This is a genomic window from Pseudomonas sp. BW16M2 (assembly GCF_014268865.1).
Taxonomy (GTDB): Bacteria; Pseudomonadota; Gammaproteobacteria; order Pseudomonadales; family Pseudomonadaceae; genus Aquipseudomonas; species Aquipseudomonas peradeniyensis.
This window is the reverse complement of the sequence record NZ_JABWRI010000006.1, coordinates 44,246-62,242: the sequence shown is the minus strand read 5'-3', so window position 1 is coordinate 62,242 and position 17,997 is coordinate 44,246. Positions and strand designations below refer to the sequence as shown.

Here is a 17,997-nt window from a genome sequence, read left to right as displayed (position 1 = left end):
ATGCAGATGATTATCATCTAATTTTTTGATGATTCAGGATTGGCCCGTCACCTGCGGTGCCTTGCAGGCGGTGGGGTTGCCCGGCTCCAGGTATGGCATGAGGATCGGCGCCATGCCCTTGAGCACCTGCACCGGCAACGCCGAGGTGAACTTGAAGGCTTCAGCCGAGCGCCCGGGGACGAACGCGGTGAGGGTGCCGAAGTGGTTGTCGCCGAGGAAGAACACGAAGGTCGCGGTGCGGTTCAGCGAACGCGAGCCGATCAACCGGCCGCCGGCGCCGAAGCTTTCGATGCGGTTGTCGCCAGTGCCGGTCTTGCCGCCCATCACCAGCGGGGTGCCGTCGTGCAGCTTGAAGCTGCCGGAGATGCGCCGCGCGGTGCCGGCGTCGACCACCTGCGACATGGCGCCCTTGAGCGCCCGGGCGACTTCCACCGGGAGGATCCGCTGGCCACGGTCCGGGTCGCTGATCAACTGGGTCTCGTAGGGGGTGTTCTGGGCGAAGTGCAGGGTGTCGATGCGCAGCGTGGGCAGGCGCACGCCGTCGTTCTGGATGATCCCGACCAGTTCGGACAGCGCGGCCGGACGGTCGCCGGAGCTGCCGATGGCGGTGGCCAGCGACGGTACCAGGTGGTCGAACGGGTAGCCGACGCGCTTCCAGCGCTGGTGGATGTCGGTGAACGCCTCGATTTCGACCATGGTGCGGATGCGGCTGTCGCGGGCGCCCTGGTGGCGGCTCTTGAACAGCCAGCTGTAGACCTCCTGGCGCTCGAAGCGGCTGGCGTTGAGGGCATCCTTGAGCGAGGCGCCGGGGTTCTTCAGCAGGTAGCCGAGCAGCCACAGGTCCAGCGGGTGGACCTTGGCGATGTAGCCCTGGTCGGGCAGGTCGTACTTGCCCGGGCCGTAGGCTTCGTACATCTCCACCAGGCGGCCGTCGGTGAGCTTGGCCATGGCCTTCTTGTCTTCCTTGCTGTGGGCGCGGACGAAGGCGTTGAAGGTCTCCTGGCCGGCCTCGGGGAACAGGTAGCGGTGCACCGCGGCCAGGCGCTGCGGGGTCACGCGCATGCTGTCGAGGAAGGTGTCCAGGCGCTGCTGCGAGGTCTTGCGCTGGTACTTCTTCCAGAAACGCATGGTGTAGTTGGAGCCTTCGCGGTCGGCGAAGCGCGCCAGGTATTCCTGGCGGCGCGGGTCGCTGTCGTCCCTGAGCAGTGGTTCGCGGTTGAACGGCTGCTGGTAGGTGACGTAGCGCACGATGTCGCGCATCAGGCGGATGAACGGCAGGTTGATCGACTCGCGCAGGGCATCCTTGAGGGTCGGGTTGCGGTTGTTGTCTTCCTTGCGGAAGTTGTTGAACACATGCATGCCACCACCGGTGAAGAAGGCCTCGCCGGTGTTGGCCGAGTACTTGCGTTCGAGCGCCGCGTCGAGCATGGCGTCCAGGCTCTGGTTCTTGCTGTTCTGCATCAACCATTCCAGCGACCACTGGGTGAGGCGGTCGAGCTCGGCCACCGGGACCTTCTTCAGCTCGGCCGCCGGCTTGCCGGCGTACTTGTCGTGCAGCTCGGCGATGATTTCCAGGTAGGTGGTCAGCACCCGCAGCTTGGCGGTGGAGCCCAGTTCGAGCTTGCTGCCTTCGTTGATGTCGAAGGGCTGGTTGGTGCTGTCGGTCTGCACCCGCACCCGCGAGCCGTCGGCGGTGCGTTCGAACAGGGTGAAGCTGTAGCTCACCTGGTCGGTGGTCTTGGCGGTGAGCAGGCGTTCGCCGATCAGGCCGATCTGCGCGGCGAACTCCGGGTCGGCGAGGTTCTTCAGGTACTGGCTGACCTGCACCTGCAGGTCGGCCTGCAGGGTGCTGGTGGCCGACAGGTCGAGGCGGTCGAGGTCGTACAGCGGCCGGTTGAGCATGGCCGCCAGGCGATTGCGGGCCAGGCTGATGCCTTTGTTGGTGATGATCGGCACGATGGTCGGTTGGGCCACCCAGTCGCGGTACACCGCCTTGCTGGCCAGGGCGGCATCGGCCAGGGGCCGCTCGATGATGCCGTTGGCCGCCAGCACGCGAATGTGCGAATCGGTGAGCTCGGCCAGCTCGATGCGGCCCTTGGACAGGTAGTGCGAAGGGCGGCGCTGGGCAATCATCAACGACAGCACCTGGCGCAGGGCCAGGCCGCGCTCGGCCATGCTCTTTTCATCGCTGGCGGTGGAGGTGAGGGCCTGGTTGACCTGGTCGAAGTCGGCGCCGTACCACACCCGCAGGCCTTCGGCCATGCCGTGCACCTCGCCGTGACCGGGTACCGCCGACAGCGGCACACTGTTGAGATAGTCGCGCACGATGCGTTCACGGGCCTCGGTGGTGTCCGGGCCGCCCTGGTAGGCGCGCACGCTGGCGGAAATCATCTGGCGGATCTTCTCGGCGCCCGAGACGGTCAGCCCGTCGGGCGAATGCCGGTACTTCTCCAGCTGGGTGGCCAGGGTGCTGCCGCCGGCCGACTGCCCGGGCAGGGCCAGGTACTTGGCCACCTGGCTGTAGGCGGCCTTGGCGAAACGCGGCCAGTCCACCGCCGGGTTGTTCTGCGGGTCCTTCGGGTCGAGCAGGTCGCGGTTCTCGATGAACAGCAGGCTGTTGACCATTACCGGCGGGATCGCCGCGAAGTTCGGGTACAGGTGCTGCGGGTAGTTGTACTGGTAGAGCATGTCGCCGCGGCAGTCGGTGATCGACAGGCCGGCCTGGATCTTCTCCACGTAGGGCACGAACAGGCCGTGATTGACGTAGTTCATCAGCGCCGGGGAGAAGCGCACCTGCTGGTTGATCAGGTAGTCGCGCTTGAGCAGTCGCGGCAGGAACTCGCCCAGGGCGCTGTAGCCCAGGCGCCTGTCGAATGGGCCCTCGCCCGGGTAGACGACGGCGTCGCTCGGGCCGGGCTCCAGGGCGTAGGTGAGGGTGCCGGCCAGGCGGCTGAACTCGCGCGATTGCAGGCGTGAGGTCTGGAACTCGTCGTAGGCTGCCAGGCCCACCGCGACCAGGCCGATCAGCAGGATGAGCAGGATCAGGCGCCACCACAGGCGGCGCTGACGTGGGGTCTTGGGCAAGGGGGCTTCAGCCTGAGGTGCTTTGGGTGCTTCCGTTCCGGTTGGTTCCGATTGCCACAGTGCGCCCATAGTCTTAAGTCCGGCCAAGTGTTTTCGCGTTACTTGTCTGAAGCTTAGACGCTGGCCCAGTTTGGTGAAAAATTTGTAAGAAGCTTCGAGCAATCGCGTATGAACATGCGCCTTTGGTGCGACTTCCATTCTTCGGCAATGTTGTTAATGTAGCTGCCCCATTCCTGTGCATGGGCGGAGCGAGGCCAGAATGCCCCTCCGGTGAAGGGCTTTTTGCCGAGAATTCTCGCCAAATATCCCGCTGTATATAGTGAAAAGCCCTGCAAGTGGCTTCCTATACTGCTCGCCCCCTTCGACCCGCCGGCGCCCCGCGTCCGGTGGACAGGCCCGCCCACAAGGCGGCCTGGCGAGACGACGCCCCGCCTATCGGCGCGGCCGGTGCTGCACGAAGGTCAAATCCAATAACAAAATGAGGTTGTATTGCTATGCCAGTCGGCAACCATCCTGCCCCCGACGAGTCCGTCCAGGGCGGCCCGCTCAAGCGCGAGCTGGGCGAACGGCACATCCGTCTGATGGCCCTTGGCGCCTGTATCGGCGTCGGCCTGTTCCTGGGTTCGGCCAAGGCCATCGAAATGGCCGGCCCCGCCATCATGCTCTCCTACATCATCGGTGGCCTGGCCATCCTGGTGATCATGCGCGCCCTCGGCGAGATGGCCGTGCACAACCCGGTGGCAGGCTCCTTCAGCCGCTACGCGCAAGACTACCTCGGCCCCCTGGCGGGCTTCCTCACGGGCTGGAACTACTGGTTCCTGTGGCTGGTGACCTGTGTCGCCGAGATCACTGCGGTGGCCATCTATATGGGCATCTGGTTCCCCGACGTGCCGCGCTGGATCTGGGCGCTGATGGCCCTGGGCAGCATGGGCGCGATCAACCTGATCGCGGTCAAGGCGTTCGGTGAGTTCGAGTTCTGGTTCGCCCTGATCAAGATCGTCACCATCATTGCCATGGTGCTCGGCGGCATCGGCATCATCGCCTTCGGCTTCGGTAACGATGGCGTGGCCATGGGCATTTCCAACCTGTGGAGCAACGGCGGCTTCATGCCCAATGGCGTGACCGGCGTGCTGATGTCGCTGCAAATGGTGATGTTCGCCTACCTGGGCGTGGAAATGATCGGCCTGACCGCCGGCGAAGCGCGCAACCCACAGAAGACCATCCCCCAGGCCATCGGTTCGGTGTTCTGGCGCATCCTGCTGTTCTACGTGGGCGCGCTGTTCGTGATCCTGTCGATCTACCCGTGGAACGAGATCGGCAGCCAGGGCAGCCCGTTCGTGATGACCTTCGAGCGCCTCGGCATCAAGACCGCCGCCGGCATCATCAACTTCGTGGTGATCACCGCCGCGCTGTCGTCGTGCAATGGCGGTATCTTCAGCACCGGGCGCATGCTCTACAGCCTGGCGCAGAACGGCCAGGCCCCGGCCACCTTCGCCCGCACTTCGAAGAACGGCGTGCCGCGCAACGCGCTGCTGCTGTCGATCGCCGCGCTGCTGCTGGGCGTGCTGGCCAACTACCTGGTGCCGGAGAAGGTGTTCGTCTGGGTGACCTCGATCGCCACCTTCGGCGCGATCTGGACCTGGGTGATGATCCTGCTGGCGCAGCTCAAGTTCCGCGCCGGGCTGAGCACCGCCGAGCGCAACGCGCTGAAGTACCGCATGTGGCTGTGGCCGTTGAGCTCGTACCTGGCGCTGGCGTTCCTGGTGCTGGTGGTGGGGCTGATGGCGTACTTCCCGGATACCCGCGTGGCCTTGTACATCGGCCCGGCGTTCCTGGTGCTGCTGACGGCGCTGTACTACACCTTCCGCCTGGCGCCGAAAGAGGCCCAAGGCGTGGCGAGTACCGCCTCCTGATGAACAAAGCCCCGGCCAGTGCCGGGGCTTTGTTTTTATATGGCCCTCATCGCGGGGTTGGCGTGGGAGCGGGCTTGCCCCGCGATGAGGGTCGATCAGGCCGCCACCTCGCTATGCGGCTCGAAACTGTCGGCCCGGGCCAACTGCCACATCCGCGAATAGAACTGCCCATTGACCTCGCCGGTGAGCAGCTCACCCGGCTTGAGGAACACATGCATCTGCGAGAACAGCTTGATCTCGGTGGCCGAGATCCGCCGCACCAGGTGCTTGGCCTCCAGTTGCGCCGGATGCTCCAGGCCCGCCGCGGCGAGCATTTCGGCCAGGGCGCGCAGGGTGTTGTGGTGGAAGTTCTGCACCCGCTGGGCCTTGTCCGGCACCACCAGCGCACGCTGGCGCAGGGCGTCCTGGGTGGCCACGCCGGTCGGGCACTTGTTGGTGTGGCAGCTCTGCGACTGGATGCAGCCGATGGCGAACATGAAGCCGCGCGCCGAGTTGGCCCAGTCGGCGCCGATGGCCAGCACGCTGGCGATGTCGAAGGCGCTGACGATCTTGCCGCTGGCGCCGAGCTTGATCTTGTCGCGCAGGTTCAGGCCGACCAGGGTGTTGTGCACGAACAGCAGGCCCTCGCGCAGCGGCACGCCGATATGGTCGGTGAACTCCACCGGGGCGGCGCCGGTGCCGCCTTCCTTGCCGTCGACCACGATGAAGTCGGGCAGGATGCCGGTTTCCAGCATGGCCTTGGCGATGCCCATGAATTCCCACGGGTGGCCCAGGCAGAACTTGAAGCCCACCGGCTTGCCGCCGGACAGTTCACGCAGCTGGGCGATGAACTGCATCATCTCGAGCGGGGTCGAGAAGGCACTGTGGCGCGATGGCGAGATGCAGTCCTCGCCCATCATGACGCCACGGGTCTCGGCGATTTCCCGGGTCACCTTGTGCTTGGGCAGGATACCGCCATGGCCGGGCTTGGCACCCTGGCTCATCTTGATCTCGATCATTCGCACCTGCGGGTTCTGCGCCTGGGCGGCGAAGCGCTCGGGGTCGAAGCGGCCGTCCGCGGTGCGGCAGCCGAAGTAGCCGCTGCCCAGTTCCCAGACCAGGTCGCCGCCGTGTTCGCGGTGGTAGGGGCTGATGCTGCCTTCGCCGGTGTCGTGGTGGAAATTGCCCAGCTTGGCGCCCTGGTTGAGGGCCCGGATGGCGTTGGCGCTGAGCGAGCCGAAGCTCATGGCCGAGATGTTGAAGATCGATGCCGAGTACGGCTGGGTGCACTGCGGGCCGCCGACGCTGACGCGAAAGCTCGCCGGGTCGGCCAACGGTGCCGGGCGCATGGAGTGGCCGATGAACTCGAAGCCCGACTCGTAGACGTCGATCAAGGTGCCGAAGGGTTTGTCCGAGGCTTCGTTCTTGGCCCGGGCGTAGACCAGCGAGCGCTGGGCGCGGGAGAAGGGCAGGGCGTCGCTGTCGGACTCCAGCAGGTACTGGCGGATCTCCGGGCGGATGCCCTCGACCAGGTAGCGGATGTTGCCGAGGATCGGGTAGTTGCGGCGTACCGCGTGGCGTTGCTGCAGCAGGTCGAACACACCGATCAGGCTGAGCACCCCGGTGGTCAGGGTGAACGGCCACAACCAGTCGTGGACGAGGAACGGCAGGCTGGCGAGGGTGAACAGCACGCAGGCGGCGAAGAAGGCGTAACGGCTGAGGAGTGACAGGCTCATACGGTGTCCTTGCGAATGGCTCGGTCAGGCTCAGGGGCCTGGGGCAAAGCCCGACCATAGCCCGGTTGGGCGCCGCTATGCCAGCGTGGGGCGGACGAGAAAAATGAAAATTGGGGTATCGAAAATCATTCGCAATGAGATATGTTATAAAGTAACCACTACTCGAAGGAGATTGCCCCCATGAAAGCTGGTATCCACCCCGCCTATCGCCCCGTGCTGTTCCACGACACTGCCGCCGATGTGTTCTTCCTGATCGGCTCGACCGTCGAGACAGATCGCACCCAGGTGCACAGCGACGGCCAGACTTACCCCTATGTGGCGCTGGATGTTTCCAGTGCCTCGCATCCGGTGTACACCGGGCAGCAGCGCAAGACCACGGTCGAAGGGCGGGTGGCCGGGTTCAACAAGCGCTTCGCCGGTTTCCAGGCCAAGCGTTGATCGTGTAGGCGATCACCTGGCCTTTTGGGCTGCGCTGTCGCGCAGGGAGCAGCGTTAAGCATCACCATCGTGGGAGCGGGCTTGCCCCGCGATCACCGGCGAAGCCGGTGCCACACCCCCCATCGCGGGGCAAGCCCGCTCCCACGATGGTGATGCCTCCAGGTGTACCCTGTGTAGACCCCTTCTACAGCGCAGGTGTGTCGCGCAACAGATGCTGGCGCCATTGCGTCTGTTCGGTGGCGGTCGAGTCGACAAGAAACTGGTACTTGCCCGCCGCCCGAGTGGCCACCGCGACACCTTCCCGGTACAGCACGCGGTTACCCGCCACCGCCGGTACCTTGGCCCCCGGCAACAAGGTACCCACCAGGTTCAACGGATCGCAGCCGCTGACCACCACCAGCTCGCCCTGTGGCGTGCGTCTACGCACCTGGCGCAACAGCCCCACGGCTTCGGGTAAGGCGAACTGCTCACCCGCCAGCCCGGCGATAAAGCGCCCGCCCCGGATTTCGCCACGGGCCTCGAGGCGGTGGTAGCAGCGCAACAGCTCACGCCATGGCGGCAGCACATCGCTCTCGCGCTCCAGCAGGCGCCAGCAGACGACGCCATAGCGGCGCAGCAGGCTGCGGGCCACATGTTCCAGGCGCAGGTTGGCGTCCACTGCAATGCTCGAACGGCGCAACAGCGCCCAGCGTCCGGCGTGGACCATGCTGCTCGACAGCGCTGGATGGCCACGGCGGCTGTTGCGCGAAGTGCGCTTGGCCGCCGGGGTGATCAGACTGCGCAGGCCGCTGAAACCATCGGCGCTGGCCAGGCCCGAACCGACCAGCTCCTGCAGGGCTGTCTCCAGTTCGCTGGGTAGCAGATGAGCTTCGTGGACCAGCTCATCGAAGAACAAGGCGCCTTGTTCCTGCAGCGTCTGCAACACCCGTCGTGCGCGTGCACCCAGTTGTTCGAGGTCGGGTGTGGGCGCCAGGCTGCGCCACAGCCCCAGGTGTTCGCGTGGCAGCAGCACCAATGGCGTGCTGGTCAGGGTACTGGCTGATTGTGTGGAGGCCAGCCGGCTCCAGGCCCACTGGCCGCTGCGACAGGCATCGTCCAGCCAGTGCGGGCTGTAGTCCTTGATCCGTGCCGGCAGCAGGTCGCTTTCCCAGGCGCAGGCGGCAGCGGGGAAGCCTTGCAGCTGGGCGAGCACTTCGCTCAGCGCCTGCGGCCCGCGCAGGCGGGTTTCGCCGCCCAGGTGCTGCCAGTCGAACAGAAAGCGCAGGAAGTCCTGCAGGCTGACCGGCTCGATTTCCTGGCGCAGGCGCTTGACCGTGTAGCGGTGGATGCGTGCCAGCAGGTGTCGCTCGCACCACTGCAGACCAGTCTGGCCTGGGCTGAAGTGGCCGCGCATCACGTAGCCTTCGCCTTCCAGGCGGGCCAGGGCCTGTTCAGCATTACCCGCCGCCTGTGCAAGCGGGTCGATGATCTCGGCCAAGGTCAATGGACCGAAGCCACTGAGCCGTGCGCGCAGCAACTCGACCAGGGCCGAATCGAGGTCGGGCGGATCGGCGAAGCCCGGCAACACCGCAACGTCCGGGTGCGGGCATACGTCGGGATACAGGATCAGCATCGCCTGCAGGCGCTCGCGGGCGAACCACAGGCGTCGCTCCCCGGCATCCAGATGACAGGCGCGACCGGCCTTGGCCAGTTGCAGCAGCAGTTGCGGCCAGCCGGGATTGCCCTCGACTTCAGGTTGGGTAATGGCGCCCAGGCTCATCAGCGCCTCGTGCATTTCGTCGGTGTTGTCCGCCTGTGGCCAGGCCTCGGCCTGCACCGCGGCGATGGCGTCGCCGTCCAGCGCACCCAGGTCGTTGGCGCTGTGCACGTCGTTCCAGCGTCGGTTGAGCACGGCCTGGGTACGCCGCTCTTCAAGCGGCGCGTCGTCGAGGAAGGTGTAGGGCCGGGCGTTGAGGATGGCCGAAGCCAGCGGCGAAGGGGCCGGCAGATCGCGACTGAGCAGGCATACCTCGCCGTTTTCCATGCGCCGCAGCAACGCCAGCCAGCCTTCGCTGTCCATGGCCTCGTGCAGGCAGTCGTCGAGGGTCTGTCGCACCAGCGGGTGGTCAGGGATCTGCCGTTCGCCGACGATGTTCTCCAGGCAGGCGATCTGGTCGGGGAACACCGCGGCCACCAGGTCCTCGCTCTTCATCCGCTGGATCTGCGGCGCCACCTTGCGTCCGCCCACATAGCGCGGCAAGGCCAACGCTACCGCCGCGTTCCAGCGCCAGCGCACGCCGAACAGCGGCGCATCGAGCAGGGCCTGGACCAGAATTGGCTCTGCGCTGCGGCTGTGCAGGTAGCGCCATACTTCGTCCAGCGCGAAGCTATGGCTGGTGGACAACGACAGCACGATGGCATCCTCGCTGGCCGCCGCCTGCAGTTCGAAATTGAACGCACGGCAGAAGCGCTTGCGCAGGGCCAGGCCCCAGGCCCGGTTGATCCGGCTACCGTAGGGGGAGTGAATGATCAGCTGGGTGCCGCCGGACTCGTCGAAGAAACGTTCCATCACCAGCGTCTGCTGCGAGGGCAGGGCGCCCAGTACCTGCCAGGTGCGGCCCAGGTAGTCGAGCAGTTGCTCGCCGCAGCCTTCATCCAGGGCGTAGGTCGCTTGCAGCCAGGCGCGCACCTGCTGGCCATCGCCGGTCTGCAATTGCTGGTCGATCCGCTGCTGCAGGCGGGCCACTGCGGCGGACAGCTCGTCACTGCGCCCCGGCGCCTCGCCCAGCCAGAACGGAATGGTCGGCGGCAGGCCGTGGGCGTCCTCGACCCGCACCCGGCCAGGCTCGACCCGCAGGATGCGGTAGGAGGCGTTGCCCAACTGGAAGATATCGCCGGCGATGCTCTCCACCGCGAAGTCTTCGTTGACGCTGCCGATGTTCAGCGCCTGGGGTTCGAGCAGCACCGCGTAGTCGGCGGTCTCGGGGATGGTGCCGCCGCTGGTCAGGGCGGTCAGCTGGCTACCGCGGCGCCCGCGCAGGGTGTGGTTCACCGCATCACGGTGCAGGTAGGCGCTGCGAATACCCTGGCGGCCGTTGAAGCCTTCGGCGAGCATGCGTAGCAAGGCCTGGTAGTGGCTTTCGTCGAGCTGGCCATAGGGACTGGCGCGGCGCAGCAGGTCGAACAGCGCCCGTTCGTCCCAGGGCTGGTTGCTGACCTCGGCGACGATCTGCTGGGCCAGCACATCCAGTGGTGCCGCCGGGATATGCAGTTCGTCCAGCGCGCCCTGGCGCACGCAGTCGAGCAGGGCGACACATTCGATCAGATCGTCCCGCGAGGTAGGGAACAGGCGCCCCTTGGGCACGCCGTCGACCTGGTGGCCGGAGCGCCCGACCCGTTGCAGCAAGGCCGCGATCGAGCCCGGCGAGGCGATCTGGCAGACCAGGTCGACCTCACCGATATCGATGCCCAGCTCCAGCGAGGCGGTGGCCACCAGCACCTGCAGTTCGCCGCCCTTGAGACGCTGCTCGGCGGCCAGGCGATGCTCCTTGGCCAGGCTGCCGTGGTGCGCGGCCACGGCGTGGTTGCCCAGGCGCTCGCCGAGGTGGCGGGTCAGGCGCTCGGCCAGGCGCCGGGTGTTGACGAACACCAGGGTAGTGCGGTGCTCGCGGGCAAGGCTGGCGAGGCGGTCGTAGACCAGCTCCCAGACATCCGTGGCCATCACCGCGCCCAGCGGCACGGGCGGCACTTCCAGGGCGAGGTCGCGATGGCGGACATGGCCGATATCGACGATGGCGCACGGGCGATCCTGCCCGACCAGGAACCGCGCCACCCGCGCCACCGGGCGCTGGGTGGCGGACAGGCCGATGCGCCGCAGCGGCCGGCCTGCCAAGGCCTGCAGACGCTCCAGGGTCAGCGCCAGGTGGCAGCCGCGCTTGTTGCCGGCCAGCGCGTGGATCTCGTCGACGATCACCGTGTGCACGCTGGCCAGTCCCGCACGGCCCGAGGCCGAGCCCATCAGCACGTAGAGCGATTCCGGCGTGGTCACCAGGATATGCGGCGCCAGCTTGCGCATGGCGGCGCGTTCCTTCTGCGGGGTATCGCCGGTGCGCACGGCGGTGGTGATGCGCGGGGCCTTCAGGCCAAGCTGTTCGATCTGGTGGCCGATACCTTCGAGCGGCACGTCGAGGTTCAGGCGGATGTCGTTGGACAACGCCTTGAGGGGCGAAACGTAGACGATCTGGGTCTGCGCCGGCAGTTCGCCGTCGTGCGCCAGGCCCTGGCGGAACAGCTCGTCGAGCACGGCGAGAAAGGCGCTGAGGGTCTTGCCCGAGCCGGTCGGCGCGGCCAGCAGCATCGACTGGCCAGCGTGGATCAACGGCCAGGCGCCGGCCTGGGCATCGGTGACCGTGGCGAAACGCTGGCGGAACCAGGTGGCGACGGCGGGGTGGAACAGGCCGAGCACCGGGTGCTGGTGGGCTGGGAGGTTCATGGGTTGGTTATGAAGGGGCGAGGGCGGATTGGCAAGGGGCCGTTCGTCCGGGAAACCTATCGCGGGGCAAGCCCGCTCCCACGCGTATTCGGCATTGCTGTCGTGAGAGCGGGCTTGCCCCGCGATAGGCTCTGGTCAGGTATCCTGCGCCCCTTCATCCGCCCGTGAGTCCACCATGTCCAACACCATCCGCATCGCCGCCGCCCTGCTCATCGACGCGCAAGGCCGCACCCTGCTGGTACGCAAGCGCGGTACCCAGGCGTTCATGCAGCCCGGCGGCAAGATCGATGCGGGCGAGTCGCCGGCCCAGGCGCTGGTACGCGAGCTGCACGAGGAGCTGGGCCTGCGCATCGATCCGGCCCAGGCCATTCACCTGGGCCGTTTCAGCGCCCCGGCCGCCAACGAACCGGGCTTCGAGGTGCAGGCCGAGTTGTTTCGCGTCCAATGCACCGCGACGGTAAACCCGGCGGCGGAAATCGAAGAGGTGACCTGGCTGTCCGCCGACCAGGCGACGGACCTGGATCTGGCTCCCCTGACTCGCGACCTGATCCTGCCGCTGTGGCGCGAAGGCCTCAACGCACCGCGCTGACCCCGTCCAGGGTGGCGAACGAGGTGTCCTTGGCGGTCAGCAGGAAGTCGCGCATGTACGGCGCATCGAGCATGTCGGTGCGCACCGCGGCATAGAGCGTGGCGAACAGCCCTTTCTCGCCCAGGCGCTTGCCTTTCACGTAGCCCCGCGAGCTGTACTCGTGCAGCGCCCAGTGCGGCATGCCGCACACGCCGCGGCCGCTGGCCACCAGTTGCATCATCATCACCGTCAGCTCCGAGGTGCGTACCGCCGCCGGCTCGATGTCGGCCGGCTCCAGGAAGCGGGTGAAGATGTCCAGGCGGTCGCGTTCCACCGGGTAGGTGATCAGGGTCTGGTCGAGCAGGTCCTGGGGCACGATGTATGGCTTGCTGGCCAGCGGGTGCTGGTTGGCCACGGCGAGCATGGCCTCGTAGGTAAACAGCGGCACGTAGGTGATGCCGGCCAGATCCACCGGGTCGGAGGTCACCACCAGGTCCAGGTCGCCACGGGCCAGGGCCGGCAGCGGGGCGAAGGCGAAGCCCGAGGCCAGGTCCAGCTCCACCTCCGGCCAAGCGTCGCGGAACTGGTCGATGGTCGGCATCAGCCACTGGAAGCAGCTGTGGCACTCGATGGCCATGTGCAGGCGTCCGGCGGTGCCGCCGGCCAGGCGGGCGATGTCGCGCTCGGCGCCGCGCAGCAGCGGCAGGGTGGCGTCGGCCAGTTGCAACAGGCGCAGGCCGGCACTGGTGAAGCGGATGGGCTTGGTCTTGCGCACGAACAGCGGCAGGCCCAGGCGTTCCTCCAGCTCCTTGAACTGGTGCGACAGCGCCGACTGGGTCAGGTGCAGGCGCTCGGCGGCCTCCACCAGGCTGTCGGCTTCGCGTAGGGCATGAAGGGTTTTCAGGTGGCGGATTTCCAGCACGACGGCTCCGTGAGCATTCTTTGAGCTAAAACGAGGTTTCGTTGAGTTTCCCTCATGTTTCCCTGTGCTGTCGATAACAGGATGCACACGACCGCTCGGCAAGGTTCACGAAACTGTCACGGTTTTGTGGCAGCGCGCCCGAACGGATTTCATCAGACTCGCGCTCTACTGGGGATCTGCATTCTGGTGTTTCTTTCATGCGGGCTTTACTACTTTTCTTCTTGCTGCTGGTCAGCGTGCCGGCGAGCTTCGCCGAGGGTCGCTGCGACGTCCATGTGCCGGTGCAACGGGCCGAGCTCGGTGAACTGAGCCTGGTTTACCAGAGCGTCGGCGCGCCTCGCGATCCGGCGCTGTTGCTGGTCATGGGCCTGGGCGGGCAGCTCATCCACTGGCCGGACGACGTGGTCGAGGCGCTGTGCCGCCAAGGTTTTCGGGTGATTCGCTACGACAACCGCGATGTCGGCCTGTCGCGCTGGAACCAGCTGCCGGCCTCGGCCAACCTGACCGTCGAACTGCTGCGCTACAAGCTGGGCCTGCCGGTGTCGGCGCCCTATACCCTCACCGACATGGCCGGTGACGGCCTGGGCCTGATGGATGCCCTGGGGATCCGCCAGTTCCATGTGCTGGGGGTGAGCATGGGCGGCATGATCGCCCAGCACCTGGCGGCCATGGCCCCGGAGCGGGTGAGCAGCCTGACCCTGGTGATGTCCAGTTCAGGGGCCGCCGGCCTGCCGGCGCCGGATCCGGCGCTGGTGCAGTTGCTGGCGCGGCGCAGCGCGCCGAGCCGCGAGGTGGCCATCGAGCAGCAGGCTGACCTGTTGGCGGCGCTGGGCAGCCCGGAGGTGCGGGACGACCGTGCCGTGTTGCTGGCACAAGCCGCCGTGGCTTATGACCGGGCGTTCAATCCGGAAGGGGTCAAGCGCCAGATCATGGCGATCCTTGCCGAACCCAGTCGGGTCGAGTTGCTCAACCAGCTGCGGGTCCCGACGCTGGTGGTGCACGGCACCGCCGATCCGTTGCTGCCGGTGATGCACGGGGTGCATCTGGCGGCGCATATCCGGGGCAGTCAGTTGCGGCTGATTCCGGGGCTGGCGCATCGTTTCCAGGAGCCGTTCAAGGCGCCGTTGCTGGGGGCGGTCCTACCCTACCTACAGGCGCATCGGCAGGATGTCACGCATATCGCCCGGCTCTAGAACCCATCGCGGGGCAAGCCCGCTCCCACGATAGCCCCGCGGTACGCTCAGTGCATTCTTACCCAGAGGCTCACCAGCACCGTCGCCGCCGCCAGCCAGGCCACCGTGGCCAGGGCTAGCGACGCCTCCAGACGCAGGCGGTCGACCAGCACATACAAGGTCGCCAAGTACACGAAGTACGGAATGATCGACCACATCCCGAACAGGATGGTGGTCTTCAGGTCTTCCAGCGATCGCCCCTTGCCGACGATGTAGTGGGCGATCAGGGCAAAGGTGGGAAACAGCGGCACCAGGCCGGTAATGTAATAGTTGCGGGTCTTCGACAGGATCGCCAGGAGCACCACCACGCCGGCGCCCAGGGCCGCTTTGAATACCAGGTCCACGTTGAACTTCCAGGGTCAGGTTGCCGATCAGCCGAGGCCGTACTTTTTCACTTTGTCGAACAGCGTGGTCTTGGCCATGCCCAGCTCCTGGCTGGCCTGGCTCAGGTTGCCGCCGGTGCGCTGCAAAGCGTCGCTGAGCAGGTTGCGTTCGAACGCTTCGACCGCCTCGGCAAAGCCCAGGCCCTGGCTGGCGCCACCACTGGGGCCCTTCTTGAACGCGGGCAGACCCAGGGCATGGCGCTCGGCGACGTTGCGCAGCTCGCGCACGTTGCCCGGCCAGTCGTGGGCCATCAGCCGCGACAGGGTCTGGCTGTCCAGCTCCGGCGCCTCGCGGTCGAAGCGCAGCGCCGATTGCTGCAGGAAGTGCTCGAACAGTTGCAGGATGTCTTCGCGGCGCTCGCGCAGCGGCGGCAGCTCCAGGGTGACCACGTTGAGCCGGTAGTACAGGTCGCTGCGGAACTGGCCGCTCTGGCCCAGGGTGGCGAGGTCGGACTTGGTCGCGGCGATCACCCGGCAGTCCACCGGGATGCTCTGGTTCGAGCCCAGACGTTCCAGGGTGCGCTCCTGCAGCACGCGCAGCAGCTTGATCTGCAGGTTGATCGGCATGCTCTCGACCTCGTCGAGGAACAGCGTGCCGCCATTGGCGTGCTCGATCTTGCCGATGCGACGTTTGCCGGCACCGGTGAAGGCATTGGCCTCGTGGCCGAAGATCTCGCTTTCGAACAGGTTCTCCGGCAGGCCGCCGCAATTCAGCGCCACGAACGGCTGGCCCTGGCGCCGGCTGAAGTCGTGCAGGCAACGGGCGACCAGCTCCTTGCCGGTACCGGTCTCGCCTTCGATCAGCACGTTGGCCGAGGTGTCGGCGACGTTGGCGATCAGTTCGCGTAACTGCTCCATGGCCGGCGAACGGCCAATGATGCGCCCTTCCAGGCTGCTCTGCTCGGCCAGTTGGCGGCGCAGGGCGAATACCTCGCGAGACAGGCCGCGCTGTTCCAGGGCGCGGCGCACCACCTCGACCAGGCGCTCGGGCGAGAAGGGCTTCTCCATGAAGTCATAGGCGCCGTTGCGCATGGCGCCGACCGCCATGTCGATGTCGCCGTGGCCGGTGATCAGCACCACCGGCAGGCTGCGGTCGCGGGCCTTGAGGCGGTTGAGCAACTCCAGGCCATCGATGCCCGGCAGGCGGATATCGCTGACGACGATACCGGCGAAGTCGTCGCCGATGCGTTCCAGGGCCTGTTCGGCGCTGCCGACGCCTTCGCAGGCGATATCTTCCAGGGCCAGCGCCTGCTGGCAGCCGAGCAGCACGTGCGGGTCGTCTTCGACGATCAGGACGGTGAGAGGTGCTTGTTTCATAGAGGCTCAGCCATTTCGCTAGGGGGCGTGACCAGGGGCAGGGCAAGCACGAACGCGGTGCCGCCACCGGCGGGATGTTCGACGCTCAGTGTACCCTTGGCGGCGGTGGCCAGGCTCGCCGACAGGGTCAGGCCCAGGCCCAGGCCATGCTCGCCCGGTTTGGTGGTGAAGAAGGGTTCGAACAGGTGCTTGCGTGCCTCGGCATCGATGCCGTGGCCGTTGTCGAGCACCCGCAGACGGTACTTGTCGCCCTGGACTTCGCCTTCCAGCCACAGTTGCGGCAGGGGTTGGGTGGCCATGGCGTCGAGGGCGTTGCCGATCAGGTTGACCAGGATCTGTTCCAGGCGGGTCTGGTCGATGGCCAGCAGCTGGTCGTCGAACTGTCGGTGCAGTTGCAGATGACAGGCGCTGATGCGGTTGGCCAGCACCTGCAAGGTGGCCTCCACGGCCTTCTCCAACGAGGCCTGGCCACTGTCGTCGCCACGTCGGGCAAACGAGCGCAGGCTGGCGGTGATGCGGCCCATGCGGTCGATCAGGTCGTTCATGGTGCGCAGGTTGGCGCTGGCGGTTTCCAGCGCGCCGCGCTCGAGGAAGCGCACGGTGTTGCCGGACAGGGTGCGCAGGGCCGCCAGCGGCTGGTTCAGTTCGTGGGCGATGCTGGTGGACATCTGCCCGATGGCTGCCAGCTTGCCGGCCTGGACCAGCTCGTCCTGGGCGTGGCGCAGGGTCTGCTCGGCGTGGCGGCGCTCGCGGATCTGGCCCTTGAGCCGTTCGTTGCTGGCGCGCAGGTCGGCGGTGCGCTCGGTGATCTTGCGCTCCAGCTGGCTGTTGGCTTCTTCCAGTGCCTCGCGGGCGGCCAGGCGGGTGGCGATCACCTTGCGCCGCTCGTTCCAGGCGATGGCCAGGATCGCCAGCAGGGCGAAGGCCACGCCCACCAGGATGCCCTGCATCATCGATTCGCGGCGCAGGTCCTGCAACGGGGTGAGCAGGGTGAAATGCCAGGGGGTGTCGACCAGGCGGCGGGTCTGGGCCAGGTAGGACACCTCACGTTGCTTGCCCTGGTCGGTCTCGCTGTTGGCCGGGAAGGTGAGCTTCTCCACGCCGTCGGCCAGGGTTTCGCGGGCCAGCGGTTGCAGTTCGTTGAGCGGCCACCAGTAGTACTGCAGGCTGCGCGCCAGGCGTTCCTTGATCTGCGGCGTCAACGGGCGTACCGATTTCAGGCGCCGGGCCGGGTCGCTGGAGAGGATGATGATGCCGTTCTCGTCGCTGACGAAGGCTTCCAGGCGGGCACGCTGCCAGCGCTCCTCGAGGGTGTCCAGGCGCACCTTGATCACCGCCACGCCGATGATCTTGCCGTGTTCCTCCAGCCCGTGGGCCAGGTAGTAGCCGGCCTCGCCCGTGGTGCTGCCGATGCCGTAGAAGCGTCCCGGCTCGCCGCGCACGGCGACCTGGAAGTAGGCGCGAAACGCCAGGTCCTCGCCGAGGAAGGAGTCGGCGTCGCGCCAGTTGCTGGTGGCCTGGACCCGGCCATTGGTGTCGAGGACGAAGATCGCCCGGCTGCGGCTGCGCCGGTTCAGGCCTTCGAGGTATTCGTTGACGGCCTGGCGATCACCGGCCTCGGGGTCGGTGAGCAGGCGCGAGACGCTGTCTTCCAGCTCCAGCAGGCTGGGCAGGTAGGTGTACTTGCTGATTTCGCTTTCGACGGTGCGGGCGTGCAGCTCGAGCTGGCGTTCGCCATTCTCGCTGAGGGTGCGGATGCCGTTGTTCTCGCTGATCAGGAAGGCGGCGAAGCCCAGCCCGACCATCAGCAGGATGACCAGGGGCGGGACGAGCAGTTGGCGGATCAGACGGGATTTCACGGCGGGCTGGGCAGGGCGAAGGAGCGAGGGGTCGCATTTCATCACAGTGGCCTTGTCACCACCAGCATCCGCTGCCCGGCAGGGCCGGGCAGCGG

Annotated in this window: 11 protein-coding genes; 4 read left to right on the top strand and 7 right to left on the bottom strand. The window is 66.7% G+C overall.

Going from position 1 to position 17,997, the window contains the following annotated elements; genetic code table 11:
• Positions 1–33: 33 nt before the first annotated feature.
• The gene (locus HU735_RS07900; RefSeq protein WP_186713054.1) at positions 34–3,153 is read right to left on the bottom strand and encodes a transglycosylase domain-containing protein; all 3,120 of its coding nucleotides are present in this window, start codon (positions 3,151–3,153) and stop codon (positions 34–36) included.
• A gap of 425 nt (positions 3,154–3,578) precedes the next feature.
• Between HU735_RS07900 and HU735_RS07895 the strand changes: the two genes are divergently transcribed.
• Complete coding sequence (locus HU735_RS07895) at positions 3,579–4,997, top strand: amino acid permease (RefSeq protein WP_186713053.1); 1,419 nt, start codon at positions 3,579–3,581, stop codon at positions 4,995–4,997.
• A gap of 95 nt (positions 4,998–5,092) precedes the next feature.
• Here HU735_RS07895 and HU735_RS07890 read toward each other — a convergent pair whose 3' ends face one another.
• Positions 5,093–6,712 (bottom strand): FMN-binding glutamate synthase family protein, encoded by a 1,620-nt coding sequence (locus HU735_RS07890; RefSeq protein ID WP_186713052.1) that lies wholly within the window; start codon positions 6,710–6,712, stop codon positions 5,093–5,095.
• Between the two features lie 180 nt (positions 6,713–6,892).
• Here HU735_RS07890 and HU735_RS07885 point away from each other — a divergent pair, with 180 nt between their 5' ends.
• Positions 6,893–7,150 (top strand): type B 50S ribosomal protein L31, encoded by a 258-nt coding sequence (locus HU735_RS07885; protein WP_028690102.1) that lies wholly within the window; start codon positions 6,893–6,895, stop codon positions 7,148–7,150.
• 184 nt (positions 7,151–7,334) lie between these two features.
• On the opposite strand, the gene HU735_RS07880 is transcribed toward HU735_RS07885, so the two are convergent.
• Positions 7,335–11,621: a DEAD/DEAH box helicase gene (locus HU735_RS07880; RefSeq protein WP_186713051.1), complete on the bottom strand. Its 4,287-nt coding sequence runs from the start codon at positions 11,619–11,621 to the stop codon at positions 7,335–7,337.
• 175 nt (positions 11,622–11,796) lie between these two features.
• On the opposite strand from HU735_RS07880, the gene HU735_RS07875 reads away from it, so the two are divergent.
• Positions 11,797–12,210 (top strand): NUDIX domain-containing protein, encoded by a 414-nt coding sequence (locus tag HU735_RS07875; protein ID WP_186713050.1) that lies wholly within the window; start codon positions 11,797–11,799, stop codon positions 12,208–12,210.
• On the opposite strand, the gene metR is transcribed toward HU735_RS07875, so the two are convergent.
• On the bottom strand, positions 12,194–13,111 hold the full coding sequence (gene metR, locus HU735_RS07870) for a transcriptional regulator MetR (protein ID WP_050704009.1): 918 nt from the start codon (positions 13,109–13,111) through the stop codon (positions 12,194–12,196). The two genes, HU735_RS07875 and metR, sit on opposite strands and share 17 nt — an antisense overlap.
• A gap of 197 nt (positions 13,112–13,308) precedes the next feature.
• On the opposite strand from metR, the gene HU735_RS07865 reads away from it, so the two are divergent.
• Positions 13,309–14,304 (top strand): alpha/beta hydrolase, encoded by a 996-nt coding sequence (locus tag HU735_RS07865; RefSeq protein ID WP_186713049.1) that lies wholly within the window; start codon positions 13,309–13,311, stop codon positions 14,302–14,304.
• A gap of 47 nt (positions 14,305–14,351) precedes the next feature.
• Here the strand turns inward: HU735_RS07865 and HU735_RS07860 are convergent, their stop codons facing one another.
• From HU735_RS07860 to HU735_RS07850, 3 genes are read right to left on the bottom strand one after another with little or no spacing between them, the layout of a single operon-like run.
• The gene (locus tag HU735_RS07860) at positions 14,352–14,687 is read right to left on the bottom strand and encodes a GlpM family protein (protein ID WP_186713048.1); all 336 of its coding nucleotides are present in this window, start codon (positions 14,685–14,687) and stop codon (positions 14,352–14,354) included.
• Between the two features lie 27 nt (positions 14,688–14,714).
• Positions 14,715–16,043 carry a sigma-54 dependent transcriptional regulator gene (locus HU735_RS07855; protein ID WP_050704012.1) on the bottom strand — a complete coding sequence of 443 codons (1,329 nt, stop codon included), beginning with the start codon at positions 16,041–16,043 and terminating at the stop codon, positions 14,715–14,717.
• Positions 16,040–17,944 carry an ATP-binding protein gene (locus HU735_RS07850; protein WP_186713047.1) on the bottom strand — a complete coding sequence of 635 codons (1,905 nt, stop codon included), beginning with the start codon at positions 17,942–17,944 and terminating at the stop codon, positions 16,040–16,042. Before HU735_RS07850 ends, HU735_RS07855 begins: the two co-directional genes overlap by 4 nt.
• Positions 17,945–17,997: the final 53 nt, after the last annotated feature.

What these genes read in the sequence shown, in the direction of transcription:
- HU735_RS07900 (WP_186713054.1), bottom strand. Translation starts at nt 3,153, where the DNA reads ATGGGCGCACTGTGGCAATCGGAACCAACCGGAACGGAAGCACCCAAA.
- HU735_RS07895 (WP_186713053.1), top strand. Translation starts at nt 3,579, where the DNA reads ATGCCAGTCGGCAACCATCCTGCCCCCGACGAGTCCGTCCAGGGCGGC.
- HU735_RS07890 (WP_186713052.1), bottom strand. Translation starts at nt 6,712, where the DNA reads ATGAGCCTGTCACTCCTCAGCCGTTACGCCTTCTTCGCCGCCTGCGTG.
- HU735_RS07885 (WP_028690102.1), top strand. Translation starts at nt 6,893, where the DNA reads ATGAAAGCTGGTATCCACCCCGCCTATCGCCCCGTGCTGTTCCACGAC.
- HU735_RS07880 (WP_186713051.1), bottom strand. Translation starts at nt 11,621, where the DNA reads ATGAACCTCCCAGCCCACCAGCACCCGGTGCTCGGCCTGTTCCACCCC.
- HU735_RS07875 (WP_186713050.1), top strand. Translation starts at nt 11,797, where the DNA reads ATGTCCAACACCATCCGCATCGCCGCCGCCCTGCTCATCGACGCGCAA.
- HU735_RS07865 (WP_186713049.1), top strand. Translation starts at nt 13,309, where the DNA reads ATGCGGGCTTTACTACTTTTCTTCTTGCTGCTGGTCAGCGTGCCGGCG.
- HU735_RS07855 (WP_050704012.1), bottom strand. Translation starts at nt 16,043, where the DNA reads ATGAAACAAGCACCTCTCACCGTCCTGATCGTCGAAGACGACCCGCAC.
- HU735_RS07850 (WP_186713047.1), bottom strand. Translation starts at nt 17,944, where the DNA reads ATGAAATGCGACCCCTCGCTCCTTCGCCCTGCCCAGCCCGCCGTGAAA.